At 59.3% G+C, this 13,967-nt stretch carries 16 protein-coding genes; 14 read left to right on the forward strand and 2 right to left on the reverse strand.

What is annotated here, in order from left to right; genetic code table 11:
- The first annotated feature begins 41 nt into the window (after positions 1 to 41).
- The 7 genes from bamA (at position 42) to gloA (ending at position 7,265) form a co-directional block, all read left to right on the forward strand.
- Complete coding sequence (bamA, locus tag AAID99_RS02070; protein WP_498494245.1) at positions 42 to 2,441, forward strand: outer membrane protein assembly factor BamA; 2,400 nt, start codon at positions 42 to 44, stop codon at positions 2,439 to 2,441.
- Between the two features lie 72 nt (positions 2,442 to 2,513).
- Positions 2,514 to 3,428: an OmpH/Skp family outer membrane protein gene (locus tag AAID99_RS02075; RefSeq protein WP_188425123.1), complete on the forward strand. Its 915-nt coding sequence runs from the start codon at positions 2,514 to 2,516 to the stop codon at positions 3,426 to 3,428.
- Between the two features lie 6 nt (positions 3,429 to 3,434).
- The gene (lpxD, locus tag AAID99_RS02080; protein ID WP_188425124.1) at positions 3,435 to 4,496 is read left to right on the forward strand and encodes a UDP-3-O-(3-hydroxymyristoyl)glucosamine N-acyltransferase; all 1,062 of its coding nucleotides are present in this window, start codon (positions 3,435 to 3,437) and stop codon (positions 4,494 to 4,496) included.
- A gap of 216 nt (positions 4,497 to 4,712) precedes the next feature.
- Entirely contained in the window at positions 4,713 to 5,132 is a 420-nt protein-coding gene (gene fabZ / locus AAID99_RS02085) for a 3-hydroxyacyl-ACP dehydratase FabZ (RefSeq protein WP_025841234.1), read from the forward strand.
- A 22-nt stretch (positions 5,133 to 5,154) separates the two neighbouring features.
- Entirely contained in the window at positions 5,155 to 6,006 is an 852-nt protein-coding gene (gene lpxA, locus AAID99_RS02090; protein ID WP_188425125.1) for an acyl-ACP--UDP-N-acetylglucosamine O-acyltransferase, read from the forward strand.
- Positions 6,003 to 6,845, forward strand: a complete 843-nt coding sequence (locus tag AAID99_RS02095; RefSeq protein ID WP_188425126.1) for an LpxI family protein — start codon at positions 6,003 to 6,005, stop codon at positions 6,843 to 6,845. The genes lpxA and AAID99_RS02095 overlap by 4 nt, the downstream gene beginning before the upstream one ends.
- Positions 6,846 to 6,869: 24 nt before the next feature.
- Positions 6,870 to 7,265 carry a lactoylglutathione lyase gene (gene gloA, locus AAID99_RS02100; protein WP_188425127.1) on the forward strand — a complete coding sequence of 132 codons (396 nt, stop codon included), beginning with the start codon at positions 6,870 to 6,872 and terminating at the stop codon, positions 7,263 to 7,265.
- 44 nt (positions 7,266 to 7,309) lie between these two features.
- On the opposite strand, the gene AAID99_RS02105 is transcribed toward gloA, so the two are convergent.
- Complete coding sequence (locus AAID99_RS02105) at positions 7,310 to 7,522, reverse strand: hypothetical protein (protein WP_188425128.1); 213 nt, start codon at positions 7,520 to 7,522, stop codon at positions 7,310 to 7,312.
- 149 nt (positions 7,523 to 7,671) lie between these two features.
- On the opposite strand from AAID99_RS02105, the gene rpmH reads away from it, so the two are divergent.
- From rpmH to argB, 6 genes are all read left to right on the forward strand, one after another.
- A complete protein-coding gene (rpmH, locus tag AAID99_RS02110; RefSeq protein WP_023978518.1) occupies positions 7,672 to 7,806 on the forward strand; it encodes a 50S ribosomal protein L34 in 135 nt (44 codons plus the stop codon).
- Between the two features lie 8 nt (positions 7,807 to 7,814).
- Entirely contained in the window at positions 7,815 to 8,156 is a 342-nt protein-coding gene (gene rnpA, locus AAID99_RS02115; RefSeq protein WP_188425129.1) for a ribonuclease P protein component, read from the forward strand.
- Positions 8,156 to 8,386 (forward strand): membrane protein insertion efficiency factor YidD, encoded by a 231-nt coding sequence (gene yidD, locus AAID99_RS02120; protein ID WP_229719483.1) that lies wholly within the window; start codon positions 8,156 to 8,158, stop codon positions 8,384 to 8,386. Before rnpA ends, yidD begins: the two co-directional genes overlap by 1 nt.
- 140 nt (positions 8,387 to 8,526) lie before the next feature.
- Positions 8,527 to 10,296, forward strand: a complete 1,770-nt coding sequence (gene yidC / locus AAID99_RS02125; RefSeq protein ID WP_188425130.1) for a membrane protein insertase YidC — start codon at positions 8,527 to 8,529, stop codon at positions 10,294 to 10,296.
- Positions 10,293 to 10,970: a ribosome biogenesis GTP-binding protein YihA/YsxC gene (gene yihA / locus AAID99_RS02130; RefSeq protein WP_332361921.1), complete on the forward strand. Its 678-nt coding sequence runs from the start codon at positions 10,293 to 10,295 to the stop codon at positions 10,968 to 10,970. The genes yidC and yihA overlap by 4 nt, the downstream gene beginning before the upstream one ends.
- Complete coding sequence (gene argB, locus AAID99_RS02135; RefSeq protein WP_229719484.1) at positions 10,967 to 11,890, forward strand: acetylglutamate kinase; 924 nt, start codon at positions 10,967 to 10,969, stop codon at positions 11,888 to 11,890. The genes yihA and argB overlap by 4 nt, the downstream gene beginning before the upstream one ends.
- On the opposite strand, the gene AAID99_RS02140 is transcribed toward argB, so the two are convergent.
- The gene (locus AAID99_RS02140) at positions 11,891 to 12,850 is read right to left on the reverse strand and encodes a GGDEF domain-containing protein (RefSeq protein WP_498492987.1); all 960 of its coding nucleotides are present in this window, start codon (positions 12,848 to 12,850) and stop codon (positions 11,891 to 11,893) included.
- Between the two features lie 286 nt (positions 12,851 to 13,136).
- Here AAID99_RS02140 and dapD point away from each other — a divergent pair, with 286 nt between their 5' ends.
- The gene (gene dapD / locus AAID99_RS02145) at positions 13,137 to 13,967 is read left to right on the forward strand and encodes a 2,3,4,5-tetrahydropyridine-2,6-dicarboxylate N-succinyltransferase (protein ID WP_188425133.1); all 831 of its coding nucleotides are present in this window, start codon (positions 13,137 to 13,139) and stop codon (positions 13,965 to 13,967) included.

The raw sequence follows: 13,967 nt of genomic DNA on the forward strand, positions 1-13,967 counted from the left end.
TCTTGTCAGGTAAACGTCTCGTTCTCCTTGCGTCTGTTTGCATGCTCCCGATATGGGCAGGCACAGCCGAGGCTCAGAAGACCCGTCGTGCCCCCTCGCATCATGGCGCGCATCAGCGCCCTGCCGATGGGCAAGTGATCGAAGCGATCGATGTGAAGGGCAATACGCGCATCGAAACCAGCACCATCCTTTCCTATATGGTGGTGCAGCCTGGTAACCATTTCAACCAGGACGACCTCGATCGTTCGCTGAAGACGCTCTACGCGACCGGCCTGTTCAAGGACGTCACCATGCGTCGCTCCGGCGGCACATTGATTGTGGATCTGGTCGAGAACCCGATCGTCAACCGCATCGCCTTCGAAGGCAATCACGCGGTCAAGGACGAGGATCTTCGCAAGGAGATCAGCATGCGTCCTCGTGCCGTGTTCTCGTCTCAGGCCGCCGCCGCAGATCGCCAGAAACTGCTTGATCTTTATGCGTCCAAGGCCCGTTTCGGCGCAACCGTAACGCCGCAGATCATCAAGTTGTCGCATAATCGTGTCGATGTGATCTTCAAGATCAACGAAGCGCGTCAGACCCTGATCAACAAGATTGTCTTCGTCGGAAACAAGGCTTTCAACGAAGCGCGTCTCGCCTCAGTCGTCTCGTCGAAGGAGACGGAATGGTATCGTTTCTTCTCGTCATCTGACGAATACAACCCGGAGCGTATCAAGTACGACGCCGAGTTGCTGCGTCGTTTCTACCTGCATAACGGGTATGTGGATTTTCACATGATCAATGCGACGGGTGAATTGTCACCTGATCGCAAGAACTTCATCATTACCTTCACGCTCGACGAAGGCCCGCGCTATCGTATCGGCAAGATGGATGTGCGCTCGAGCCTGCGTCACGTCGAGTCCAAGGATCTGAAGAAGTATATCGACCTGTTCCCGCACCAATGGTACGACGGCACAGCGATCCAGAACAACGTGACGGGCATGCAGGAGCGCCTGCAGGCAACCGGACACCCCTTCGCCATGGTGCGCTCCGAGATTGCGCGTAACCCCGAGAAGCATATCGTCGATCTGCTCTTCGACGTGAATGAAGGGCCGCATGTCTATGTTGAGCGCATCGACATCAATGGCAACACGGTAACCAAGGACAAGGTTATCCGTCGTGCGCTGCCTATGGCAGAGGGCGACCCATACACCCCGTTTGATCGTAAATATTCGAAGGCCGCATTGCAGGATCTCGGTTATTTCAGCACGGTCTCTGTCGACCAGACGCAGGGCTCAGCCCCCGACAAGGTCAACGTGGCAGCCAATGTGGTCGAAAAGCCAACGGGCGAATTCTCGCTTGGTGGTGGTTATTCGACCGACGTCGGTATTCTGGGTAACGGCTCGGTCAAGCAGCATAATCTACTCGGCACGGGTATGGATGCCGGTATCTCCGGAACAGTGGCGTATTATCAGAAGCAGGTCGATCTCTCTTTGACCGATCCCTACTTCCTGAACCGCAACATCGTGGCAGGTATCGATATCTTCGGTATCGAAAACAACTACCAGACCTACCAGTCCTATAAGGAAGGGCGGTATGGTGCTACGCTGCGCATGGGGTATTCGTATAATAACTATCTGTCGCAGTCCTGGAGCTACTCGCTGATTGATCGTCACGTCGGCAATATCTTTAGCCAGAGCGACATTGACACTTACGGTTATCAGTATGTCCCGTCCTATTATGTGCAAGACTCCGCTGGCTGGTCGCTTCTTTCCCAGTTGAGCACCACGCTGACCTATGATCGTCGCGACAACCGCATGCGTCCGCGCAAGGGTTTCGTCATCAACGTAAGCGGAGACTTCGCCGGCCTCGGCGGCAATGTGAAATATCTGCGCGCCAAGGTTGACGCTCAGTATTACGTGCCGCTGGACTCAATCACAGGCAATCACGACTGGGGTCTGCAGTTCAAGGGCGGCGCCGGCTATATGGGCGACTGGTCCAAGAACAGCAATGTCAGCATCATCGACAATTTCTATCTCGGTGGTGAAAACCTGCGCGGCTTCTTGCAGGGTGGTGCGGGCCCCCGTTCCGGCCATCTTAACTCGTCTACGCCTTTGCCGGGTCAGGAAGATCTTATCGGTGGCCGTTTCATCTATACCGCTTCAGCGCAGCTTAATTTCCCGCTGCCTATGGGCGACGATGTCGGTATTTCCGGTCGATACTTCGTCGATGCCGGTAGTCTTGACGGTTTGCGTGTGAAGCATCTTTACACCAACGCCGCGCAGGATGGATCGCGATATACGCCGGTTACGGGTAATACGCTTGTTCCCCGTGTCACTACGGGTCTTGGTATTTCCTGGAAGAGCCCATTCGGCCTCGTCAATATCGACGGCGCCGTGCCTATCCGCAAATCGCGTAATGACCGTCTCTATCCGCTCCGTTTCGGTTTCGGACAGCAATTCTGAACGCAGCCTAATCCGGTCGGGTCATAGTCTCTCGCAAGCATTCTGGCCCGACGGTTTTGAACAGAGGTTTCCATGTCCTTTTTCTCGGCAGCCCGTTTCATGGCTGCTTCGGCACTGCTCGCTTCCGTCAGCCTTCCGAGCCTGGCTCAGGCCCAGTCCGCGCAGTCCTCTTCCGGTAATGGTGGCTGGTTCGTTCCCAAAACGGCGCAGCCCGCCCAGGCTCCGGCACCGCATGCCGTGCGTCGTGTGCCCGTCGCCCAGCCAATGCCGCAGCAGGATGGCGATGAGCCCATGCAGCAGCCGGAGGCTCCGCCTGTCCTGCCGCAGCCGCCGATCCCTGACTCGCCAGATCTGCCCAAGGCCGCGCCTCCACCGGCAGCGTTGCTTGGTGTGATCAGCATCCCGACGGTGATGCGTCTCTCCAGTGCGGCTGCCGAGGCTCAGCGCGTTTTGGGTGAGCGCCGTGACAAGCTGGCAGCAGCGGCCCAGAAGGAGCAGGCAGGCTGGCGTGTCGAACAGCAGAAGCTGCAGGAAAGCGCCCGCACGCTGACTTCGGACCAGATCCAGCTGCGCGAGCGTCATCTGCAGGAACGCCGCGCTAAGGCACAGCGTGATTTCGCAAATCGCGCTCGCATCATTCAGGAAGCGGCCAATGTGTCGCTCAACCAGATCGAGCGCGAACTTGTACGCATCGTGCGTCAGGTTGCAGCCTCGCACAGCATGAACCTCGTTTTGCACAGCGAGCAGGTTGCCCTGCATGTTGATGGTCAGGACATCACCGAAGAGACCGCCAAGGTTCTGAACAAGATCCTGCCGCACGTCTTCATTCCTGCTGAAGATGTTGATCCGGAAGTACTTGCCAAGTCTGGCAAGATGCCGACCACCGCCGATGAGGACACAAACTCGCAGGTTGGTCCCGGGCCCGCTGCCGATGCAGCCGCGCCACAGGCTCCTGCCGCGCCTGCCTCGATCCTCCGGAAGCACTGATCTGCCATGACGCTCTCTTTGCCCGATGCTCTTCCTGGCGATCCGCGTTTTTTCGATCGTCAGGGACCATTTTCTATCGACGCGCTCGCTGCCTGTGCGGAAGCCGAGATCGTCGGTCAGGAGGGGGCAGGCGAGATCACGCTGCGTGGTGTGGCGCCTCTTCAGGCAGCGACCAGCCAGGAAATCAGCTTTCTGGATAACCGACGGTATCTGCCCCTTCTGGCAGAGACGAAGGCCGGCGCAGTCATTCTGGGGCCGGCTTTCAAGGACAAGCTGCCTCCCGGTGTGATCGGTCTTGTCAGCAAGGCGCCTTATCTTGCCTGGGCGCGTATTGCTGCGCAGTTTCACCCTGTCACACCGTCCCGCCCAAGTGTGCATCCCACCGCGCTGGTCGACGAGACGGCCAGGCTGGGTGAGGGGGTCGAAATCGGTCCTTTTGTCACCATTGGGGCTAATGCGGAGATCGGCGCAGATAGTGTCATTGCGGCCCATGCCGCAATCGGCGACGGTGTCGTGATTGGTGCACATAACCGCATCGGTGCGCATGTCTCGTTATCTCATGCGATACTCGGTGATCGTGTGACACTTTATCCCGGTGCCCGCATCGGTCAGGACGGGTTCGGTTTTGCCGTGGGGCCAGCCGGTTTTGAAACGGTGCCGCAGCTTGGTCGCGTTGTGCTGGGTCATGATGTCGAGATCGGCGCCAACTCGACCATCGACCGTGGCTCAATGCGTGACACCATCATCGGGGCGGGCACGCGGATCGATAATCTGGTGCAGATCGGTCATAATGCCCAGCTCGGGCGCTGCTGCATTGTCGTGTCGCAGGCAGGAATTTCCGGCTCGACCGAGCTTGGCGATTTCGTCACCATTGCCGCTCAGGCGGGGCTCATCGGCCATATCAAGATCGGTGACAAGGCTCGTGTTGGCGCGCAATGCGGCGTGATGTCCGATGTCGAGGCGGGTGCCGATGTGATCGGCAGCCCGGCCATGCCTTTCCGGGAGTTCTTCCGCAATGTGGCCTTCCTCCGTCGTCTGGCGAAGAAGGACGGCAAGAGCGAGGCATGAGCCTTGCATGCCTGCCTGTGGCCACGAAGACAGAGTTTTGCTAGAAGCAGGCCGACACGTTAAACCTGCCGTCATGTTTGTGACGGATGAACGCTGCGGCATATCCGTTTCGTTCAGGAACAAGAAGTGAGCAGAACATTGGACGCCTCTGCGAAAGAGAAGAACAAGGAAGTGACGGCCGAGACCACAGCAGTCGATATCGAGACAATCGATATCATGCGCATCATGTCGGCCATTCCGCATCGCTATCCTTTCCTGATGATCGACAAGATGGTCGATATCAAGCTCGGTGAGTCGGCGACCGGCATCAAGAATGTCACCATCAACGAGCCGTTCTTCACGGGGCATTTCCCCGCGCAGCCGGTCATGCCGGGCGTGCTGATTGTCGAGGCCATGGCCCAGACCGCAGCAACGCTGGTGGTGCTGACGCTGGGTGACGCGTTCGAAGGCAAGCTGGTCTATTTCATGACCATCGAGGGCGCGAAGTTCCGCCGTCCTGTTGGCCCTGGTGACCAGCTGCATATCACGGTCGTCAAGGAGCGTGCCCGCGCCAATGTCTGGCGTTTCAAGGGCGTTGCACGCGTCGATGGTGTGTCGGTTGCCGAGGCGACCTTCAGCGCCATGATCATGGGTTAAGAACAGCTTCGTGGATCGTTCCGTGTCAAAATGGCCCAGCACTGTCAGCATTCATCCAAGCGCTCTTGTCGCCCCTGAGGCGGTCCTTGGCGAGAATGTCACTATCGGGCCCTGGTGCTCTGTCGGTCCTGAGGTTTCGCTCGGTGAGGGCGTCAGGCTTCATGCCAGCGTCATCATCGACGGCGTGACGGATATCGGCGCTCAGGTCGAGATCTATCCTTTCGTCACGGTCGGGCTCGCACCGCAGGACCTCAAATATCGCGGCGAGCCGACACGATGCAGCATCGGCGCTCATACGGTGATCCGTGAGAACGTCACCATTCACCGTGGCACGGCACAGGGAACTGCTCTCACACGGGTAGGGTCTCATTGTCTGATTATGGCCAATGCCCATGTGGCGCATGATTGCGACATCGGTGACGGCGTGATCATCGTCAATAATGTCGTCATGGGTGGTCATGTCGAAATCGGCGATGGCGCACGGATCATGGGCGCTGCGGCACTTCATCAATTCGTGCGCATCGGCCGCGGGGCGCTGGTCGGGGGTGTTTGTGGCGTCGAGGCCGATGTCATCCCCTATGGCAGCGTGCTTGGCAATCGCGCACGTCTGGTCGGTCTGCACTGGATCTGGCTCCGCCGTCAGGGTGTCAGTGCTGAAGAGATCCAGCAGATGCGCCGGGCCTTTCGCATTCTCTACCCACGTACGGGACGTAACGAGGCCGTACTCGAGTCACGTCTGGCTGCGGTCAAGCGTGACTTTCCCGAAAGCGCCCGGGTGCAGGAAATCATTGCCTTCATGGAAGTGCAGAGCCGCCGCGGTCTCGTCCGAGCCGCGAGCCCGGCCCAGCTTTCGGCAGAAACCGAGGGCGCGTGACGGGGAGCGCGGTCGGCATTCTAGCGGGTGGCGGGCCGCTACCGTTTCAGGTTGCCGAATCAGCGCGTCGTCAGGGTCGCGACGTTTTCATCATCGGGTTTCAGGATTTCGTCGATCTCGACCAGATCCGTCACTGGCCCCATCGCATCATCCGTCTCGCGGCGGCTGGCGAAATTCTCTCATCACTACGTCAGGCCAATTGCGGCGACATCGTGCTTATCGGCCCGGTGCGACGTCCTGCCCTGCGTGATCTGCGCCCTGATGCCGAAGGCGCCAGGTTGCTGGCGCGGGTCGGTCGGGCCCTTTTTTCCGGCGATGACGGATTGCTGGGCGCGCTGGTCCGTATTTTTGGTGAGGAAGGGTTTCGCGTCCGTGGGGCGCATGAATTTCTGACACAGTCTCTCGGCAGGGTTGGCGCTCTCGGGCGCATCCAGCCCGATGTGCAGGCCAGAGCCGATATAGAGAGAGGGATTGCGGTCGTGCGGGCGATCGGTGCGCTCGATATCGGGCAGGGCTGCATCGTGCAGGACGGGCTTGTCCTTGCTGTCGAGGCGATAGAAGGCACAGATCAGATGCTGGAGCGGGCAGCCCGTTTGTTGCAGCCCGGGCCGGGTGGGGTTCTGGTCAAGATGCTCAAGCCCGGGCAGGAAGCGCGGGCGGATATGCCGACGATCGGGCCCAGAACCATTATCAATGCGCATGCGGCAGGGTTGCGGGGCATTGCCTTTGAAACAGGCTTCACCCTGCTGACCGATCCTGTGGAATGCGAAGCAACCGCCGACAGGTTGGAGCTGTTTCTCTATGGCTTGAGCCGCGCCGAGAGTCAGGGCGCAGGCTGAGTCTTATTTTTCGGGAGTAAAACCATGGCAACCTATTTGCACACCATGATCCGCGTGTTTGATCTCGATAAAAGCGTGGCCTATTACCAGATGCTCGGCATGCGCGAGATCCGTCGTCGGGAAGTGCCTGACGGGCGCTATACGCTTGTCTATCTCGGCTTCAACGACAATGCGCACGGCGAAGCGGAGGTCGAGCTTACCTATAACTGGGATCAGGCTACGCCCTATGACCTGGGGAATGGTTTTGGTCACTTCGCCATCGGCGTTCCCGATGCGGCGGCAACTGTCGAACGGATCCGTGCCGGTGGCGGCAAGGTAACGCGTGAGGCGGGGCCTGTGAAGTTCGGCACGACGATCATCGCATTCGTTGAAGATCCCGATGGCTACAAGATCGAGATCATTCAGAAAGACACGTTCTGATTGTCCGGTCTGCCCGGCATTGTGATGCCGGGCAGATCTTTCAGCTAACCGGCTTTCCTGGAGCGTTTCAGGCGCTCGGTCGCTTTTTCCAGCGCGTTCACGATGCTTGTGGCATGGCGTTGAACGCTCTCATCGGCATGGTTCGTGAGAAGGTCTGCAGCGAGCAGGGCTGTTGCAAGATCGTTGCGCAGATCATGCCGAAGCGTAGAGAGGCGCTTTTCTGCATCATCGCCTGATGAATCCCTTGTCTGCGTCATGCTCAGATTCCTTGATTTGATTGACAGGGCTGTTCTGGGCTCGTAAAAGCCCGCGCACAGAGGAAGATGGCGTCAGCCTTGTGTCGTCTTCTTGTCAGGGTGGGCCTTCACCGGCTTCGCCGTCAATCATTGCCTTGAGGAATGACGCCATGAAGCGTACTTACCAACCGTCCAAGCTCGTCCGCAAGCGTCGCCACGGCTTCCGCGCCCGTATGGAAACCGTCGGTGGCCGTCGCGTCATCAACAACCGTCGCGCCAAGGGCCGCAAGAAGCTCTCGGCCTGATTCCCGACTTGGCAGGCCAGCCCCAAAAACTTCGGAAAAGACCCGAATTTCTTCGGGTTGCCAGCCGGGGGCGCAAGGTCGCCACATCCGGGCTCGTGCTTCAGGTTTTGAAAACAGACGAAGAAGCACCGGCCCGCGTCGGATTTACAGTGACCAAGAAAGTCGGGAACGCCGTTGTGCGTAACCGTACGCGCCGCCGCCTTCGGGCGGCGTTGCGCCATGTGGCCTCAGGGAACGATCTCTCTGCAGTCGACCTTGTCCTTATCGGACGCGATTCGACCAGAGGTCGTCCTTTCGGCAAGCTGGTTGCCGATCTGGAACATGCCCTGAAAAAGGGCCAGGCCCTGTGATGGAATCGGGCAGAAAGCTGGTTCTCTCCTGTCTTCTGGCCCTTTTGCATGTCTATCGCCGCTATATAAGCCCACAGCTCGGCACGAATTGCCGGTTTTACCCGTCATGCAGCGTCTACGCCCAGGAAGCCCTGCGTCGACACGGCGTATTGCGTGGCCTCTGGCTGACGACAAGACGGCTGTCTCGGTGTCATCCCTATTGCAGCGGGGGCATCGATCCTGTGCCCTGACGGGCATAAAATACCGAATTCACCTTGCGCCTATTGTTTTGTGACCGGAATTCGGCCACTTGAACCGCTACGGACGCGGCCTTAGGCCTGCTTCCCTCGTTATTCGTTTCATTCTCATTGGAAAGACCGGTATTCGGCTGATGGATATCAAGCGCATCATCGTGGCAACCAGTCTCTCGGCCGCGATTGTGGTCGGCTTCGATTATTTCGTGCCTCAGCACGCGAAGAAAGACGTCGAGACCCAGACAACCCAGCAGGCCCAGGGCACAACGCCCGAAGCGGGCGGCAAGGTCTCCGCTCTTCCCGTGGCAGTGCCAGGCGGGGCCCCGGCCAATGGCCCGGCTGCTGCTGCAGGCCCTGCCGGTCGCATTGCGATTGAGGGGCCCGATGCTACGGGGTCTTTCAGCCTGCGCGGCGCTCGTTTCGATAATCTGGTGCTTACGCATTATCGTGAGACACTGGACAAGAATTCGCCGCTAGTGCGTCTGCTTGAGAATGGCGACGGTCCGCAGCCGAGCTTTGTCGAACTGGGCTGGCAGGCACCTGCAGGGTCGTCCCTGCGTCTGCCGGACGCCACGACCGACTGGGACAGTGACGACAAGGCGCTCTCTCCCGATCATCCTGTGACCATGCAGTGGGATAACGGGCAGGGGCTGATTTTCAGGATTGAGATCAAACTCGATCGTCGCTATCTGTTTGCCATCACCCAGAGCGTTCAGAATCAGGCCGGTGCGCCTGTTTCGCTGACGCCGTTCCAGCGTGTAGAGCGTGACTACAAGCCGCTCGAGACCGGTGGCATGATCGTGCAGGAAGGCCCGCTTTCGGTCATGAATGACCGTCTGGACGAGGAATCCTACAAGACCATGCGCAAGGGCGCGACCAAGCCCGATAATTCGGCGTGGTCTGCCGATGGTGTGGGCGGCTGGGCAGGCATCACCGACAAATACTGGCTTACGGCGGTCATCCCCGACCAGAAGGCAGCGGTTTCGGTGCATTATCGCTTTGTCCCGAATGCCAAGGAAGGGTCGTATATCGTCGACACGCAGTCCAGCCAGCCAATCCAGATTGCGCCAGGCTCGACAGTCCAGACGACCAGCATGGTCTTTGCGGGCGCGAAGGAGGTCAATCTCCTCGACCAGTACACGAATGACCTGCATATTCCGTATTTCTACAAGGCAGTGGATTTCGGCTGGTTCGCGTTCCTGACGCGCCCGATGTTCCATGTGCTGCACTGGCTCTACGACAAGGTCGGCAATTTCGGCATCGCACTGCTGATCATGACGTTGATCATCAAGCTGATCCTCTACCCGCTCGCCACCAAGTCCTTCGCCTCGATGGCGCGCATGCGGACGCTTTCGCCACGTATCCAAGCCATCCGTGAGCATAACAAGGGCGATCAGCTGGCCCAGAACCAGCAGATCATGGCGCTTTACAAGGAAGAGGGCGTCAATCCGGCTGGGGGCTGTCTGCCGCTTCTGGTTCAGGCACCGGTTGCGTTCTGCCTCTACAAGGTGCTGAACATCACCATCGAGATGCGTCATGCCCCGTTCTATGGCTGGATCCGCGATCTCTCGGCGCCCGATCCGACGACCATCTTCAACCTTTTCGGCCTGCTGCCGTTCAACCCGAGCTTCATGCCCGAAATGCTGCATGTCGGCATCTGGCCTATCCTGTTCGGCATCACCATCTGGCTGATGCAGCGTCAGAGCATGGTCAGCATGGACCCGGCACAGCAGAAGATCATGCAGTTCATGCCGGTCATCTATACGATCTTCCTGGGTCGTCTCTCGGCAGGCATCGTCATCTACTACACCTGGAACAACATCCTCAGCTATGCACAGCAGAAGCTCATCCAGGTGCAGATCGACAGTAAGGTAAAGAAGGGCGGCAAGGCCGTCAGCAAGTCGTGACCCGCAAAGAAGACCCGACCGTTTTCACCGAAGAGCAGATCGAAAACGGTCGTCTGCTTTTCGCCGCGGAATGCGAATTCTTCTTTGGCGCCCAGAAGCTCGATCAGCTTCCTCCGCTCGCCGGACCGGAAGTGGCTTTTGCAGGGCGCTCCAATGTCGGCAAGTCCAGCCTGATCAATGCCCTGACGGGGCGGAACCGGCTGGCGCGTGCGTCTTCCGAGCCGGGCCGTACCAAGCAGCTGAATTTCTTCGATCTCGGCGGCAGGCTGGCTCTGGTTGATATGCCGGGCTACGGCTTCGCGAAGGCGGCCAAGTCGGTGAAGGAAGAATGGCAGACGATGATGTTTGCCTATCTCCGCGGGCGTCCCACCCTGACGCGCGTCTTTCTGCTGCTAGATGCCCGCATCGAGCTGAAACAGGCCGATCGCGATGTCATGGAGATGCTCGATCGCGCTGCCGTGCTTTTCCAGGTTGTGCTGACCAAGGCCGATGGCATGGGGCCGAACAAGCTCAAGGCCAAGATTGCCGAGGTCGAGGCCGTGCTGGCCAAGCATGCGGCAGCCTATCCACATATCGTGATAACCAGTAGCGAAACCGGACTGGGCATCGAGACTTTGCGTGCCGAGATCGCCCGCTCCTGTGCGGGCTCAGGGTCGGAAGGGGAGCAGGGATGAAGAAGGACGCAGCGGAGTTCACGCTCCCTGACATGAATGACGAGGGACAGCAGCAGGCGGCCCTGCTTGCCAGTGCCCTGCCTTTTCTGCGTCGTTATGCCGGTGACACGATCGTGGTCAAATACGGCGGCAACGCAATGGGCAAGGATCATCTGTCGAGTGCGTTCGGTCGCGACATTGCCCTGCTGAAGCTGGTCGGTATCAACCCGATCGTTGTGCATGGCGGCGGTCCGCAGATCAGCGCCATGCTCAAGCGTCTTGAAATCGAGTCCCGCTTCGTTGACGGGCTGCGCGTGACCGATCAGGCGGCCATTGAAGTGATCGAGATGGTGCTGTCGGGCAGTGTCAACAAGCAGGTGGCCGATCTCATCAATCGCGCCGGGGCGCTGGCTGTCGGCATTTCCGGCAAGGATGGCGGGTTGCTGCAGGCGCGCAAGCTGATGCATCGCAGCCGCGATGCGCGCTCAGGGCAGGAAGAAGTGCAGGATCTCGGCTTCGTCGGCGAACCGACCAAGATCGACCCGCGCGTCCTTTATTCCCTGCTCGGGTCTGGCCTCATCCCCGTGATCGCACCGGTTGGTGTGGGCGAGAAGGGTGAGACTTATAATATCAACGCAGACACGGCTGCAGGAGCGATTGCTGGCAGCGTCAATGCATCTCGTCTGCTGATGCTGACGGATGTGGCCGGGGTGCTTGACGAAAACGGCAAGCTCATTCCCGAGCTGACAGCCGAAGAGGCGCAGCGCCGTATCGCCGATGGCTCGATCTCGGGCGGGATGATCCCGAAAGTCGAGACCTGCCTCGCCGCCGTCAAGGCGGGCGCCAGCGCAGCGGTGATTCTGGACGGGCGTGTGCCCCATGCCTGTCTGCTGGAGCTTTTCACCCATAAGGGGTCAGGCACGCTTATCCGCGCGGCCTGATCAGGCATTCTCGTGGGCAAAGTACCAATCAACCTTTTCCTCATGGGCAATCGAGAGAGCGAGGCGCGCTCTCTCGAAAAACACATCCAGCGTATCGGTTGAATGCGGTTCGCGTGTCACGAGACCGATCTTGACCGAGACCAGCGGATTGGCCCCGGCTGAGCACATATAGCGTCGCTTGCATATAAGATCAGCGCGCTCTACCGAGGCAAACCGATCCCCGCCATCGAGCCAGAGCACGAAACTCTCACGGTCCAACTGCCCGATCAGATCGGTCGGGCGGATGGCACGCTGCAGGAAACTGATGGCATCGCGCACATGCGCAATTTGCTCGATGGCATCATCTGCCTTGACCAGACCTTCGGGCGTGTTCAGCAGGCCCGAGAAGCAGACCAGCATCAATGTGGCAGGAAGACGCTCACGATCAAGGCGTGGAAAGCGACGCTCCACCTTCTCGCGAAACAAGGACCAGATGGGTAGGTGGGTTAGAGGGTCATAGGGCAGGGCGCGCATCAGAACGCGGTAACGGTGATCGACTTCGATCATCGCAGCTGCCGTCTGAACCAGAGTAGCGAGTATACGCCGACAGGCTTCCGCAGCGCGCGCCGGAAAGCGACGCGGATAATAGGCAAAAATGCCGATCTCACCCTGATGCCGCACCTCGGTGATCGCGCGCAGGCAGAGATTGGTGCAGCTTCGCTGTCCGCCGAGCGACTCTCGTGGTGTCCGGTCCTGCTGGGGCCAGGAATGCAGAATATGTAATTGCGGCTCTGACGGCGGAGGGATGACAAGTGCCCCGGCGCTCATGAGAATGCCACGGTCCGGTTTTGTCTGAACGCAGAATTGCTCGAAAGCCATGCGCAGCCCCTCTGAAACAGATATCGCGGCTCGCAGGGTTTCAAGAAGCGCAGCCTGTAATTCGGCTTCGCGCCTTTTCCAGTCCTGTCTTTCTTTTTGCATCGTACTTTCACTCGCCCCGAGGGCGAAAGGAGAAAACGTCGAACGCATGGTGTTCAACAGAAATGCGTTCATCTGGCATGATCCCGGGGGTAGAGAGGCAAGGCCTGCGACGCTCTCGATAACAGAGGTTCCTGGGGCAATGCCCCGTTTCCTGACTCGCCCGGGAGTATAGCCATCGGTATTTAATTCATCCTTAACGCCTGTTTGGCGCAAGATTCGTTGACTTCCTGATGCGTCCTGAGCATGGTCCGCTCACTTGAGTAACCCCGCCAAAGGACGCCTGAAGATGCCCGTCTCCGACCTGCGCACCGTGATCGACTCTCTGTGGGAGCGTCGTGACACGCTCAACGCCCATACGGAAGGCGAGGCGCGCGAAGCGATCGAGCACGCACTGACGGCTCTCGACGAAGGCAAGCTGCGTGTCGCAGAGCCGAGTGAGAATGGCTGGGTCGTGCATGAATGGCTGAAAAAGGCTGTTCTGCTTTCCTTCCGTATTACTGACAGCCGTGTCGCCGAGCGCGCCTGCGGTGGTGTTCCTGGCTTCGACAAGGTGCCGCTGAAATTCGATGGCTGGGACCAGTTTCGCTTTGCCGAAGCGGGCTTCCGTGCAGTCCCCGGTGCTATCGTGCGTCGCTCTGCCTATATCGCGCCGGGCGTGGTGCTGATGCCGAGCTTTGTCAATGTGGGCGCACGCGTTGATAGCGGCACCATGGTTGATACCTGGGCGACCGTCGGTTCGTGCGCGCAGATCGGCAAGAACGTGCATATCAGCGGCGGCGCCGGTATCGGCGGTGTGCTCGAGCCCCTGCAGGCTGCGCCGGTTATCATCGAGGACGACTGCTTCATCGGCGCACGCTCGGAAGTTGCCGAAGGTGTGGTCGTCGAGCGCGGGTCGGTGCTCTCGATGGGGGTGTTCATCGGCGCGTCCACCAAGATCGTTGATCGTGCAACGGGCGAGATTTTCATGGGCCGCGTTCCTGCCTACTCCGTGGTCGTGCCCGGCACGCTTCCCGGCCGCACGCCGGACGCGCCGCATCTCGCCTGTGCCGTGATCGTCAAGCGTGTCGATGAGCGTACACGCTCCAAGACCTCGATCAACGAATTGCTGCGCGACTGA

The organism is Asaia sp. Ae19-3 (genome assembly GCF_059801175.1).

Bases quoted from the DNA above. Each gene is read 5' to 3' on its own strand.
- bamA (WP_498494245.1), top strand. From the start codon at position 42: ATGCTCCCGATATGGGCAGGCACAGCCGAGGCTCAGAAGACCCGTCGT.
- AAID99_RS02075 (WP_188425123.1), top strand. From the start codon at position 2,514: ATGTCCTTTTTCTCGGCAGCCCGTTTCATGGCTGCTTCGGCACTGCTC.
- lpxD (WP_188425124.1), top strand. From the start codon at position 3,435: ATGACGCTCTCTTTGCCCGATGCTCTTCCTGGCGATCCGCGTTTTTTC.
- fabZ (WP_025841234.1), top strand. From the start codon at position 4,713: ATGCGCATCATGTCGGCCATTCCGCATCGCTATCCTTTCCTGATGATC.
- gloA (WP_188425127.1), top strand. From the start codon at position 6,870: ATGGCAACCTATTTGCACACCATGATCCGCGTGTTTGATCTCGATAAA.
- AAID99_RS02105 (WP_188425128.1), bottom strand. From the start codon at position 7,522: ATGACGCAGACAAGGGATTCATCAGGCGATGATGCAGAAAAGCGCCTC.
- rpmH (WP_023978518.1), top strand. From the start codon at position 7,672: ATGAAGCGTACTTACCAACCGTCCAAGCTCGTCCGCAAGCGTCGCCAC.
- yidD (WP_229719483.1), top strand. From the start codon at position 8,156: ATGGAATCGGGCAGAAAGCTGGTTCTCTCCTGTCTTCTGGCCCTTTTG.
- yidC (WP_188425130.1), top strand. From the start codon at position 8,527: ATGGATATCAAGCGCATCATCGTGGCAACCAGTCTCTCGGCCGCGATT.
- argB (WP_229719484.1), top strand. From the start codon at position 10,967: ATGAAGAAGGACGCAGCGGAGTTCACGCTCCCTGACATGAATGACGAG.
- AAID99_RS02140 (WP_498492987.1), bottom strand. From the start codon at position 12,850: ATGCAAAAAGAAAGACAGGACTGGAAAAGGCGCGAAGCCGAATTACAG.
- dapD (WP_188425133.1), top strand. From the start codon at position 13,137: ATGCCCGTCTCCGACCTGCGCACCGTGATCGACTCTCTGTGGGAGCGT.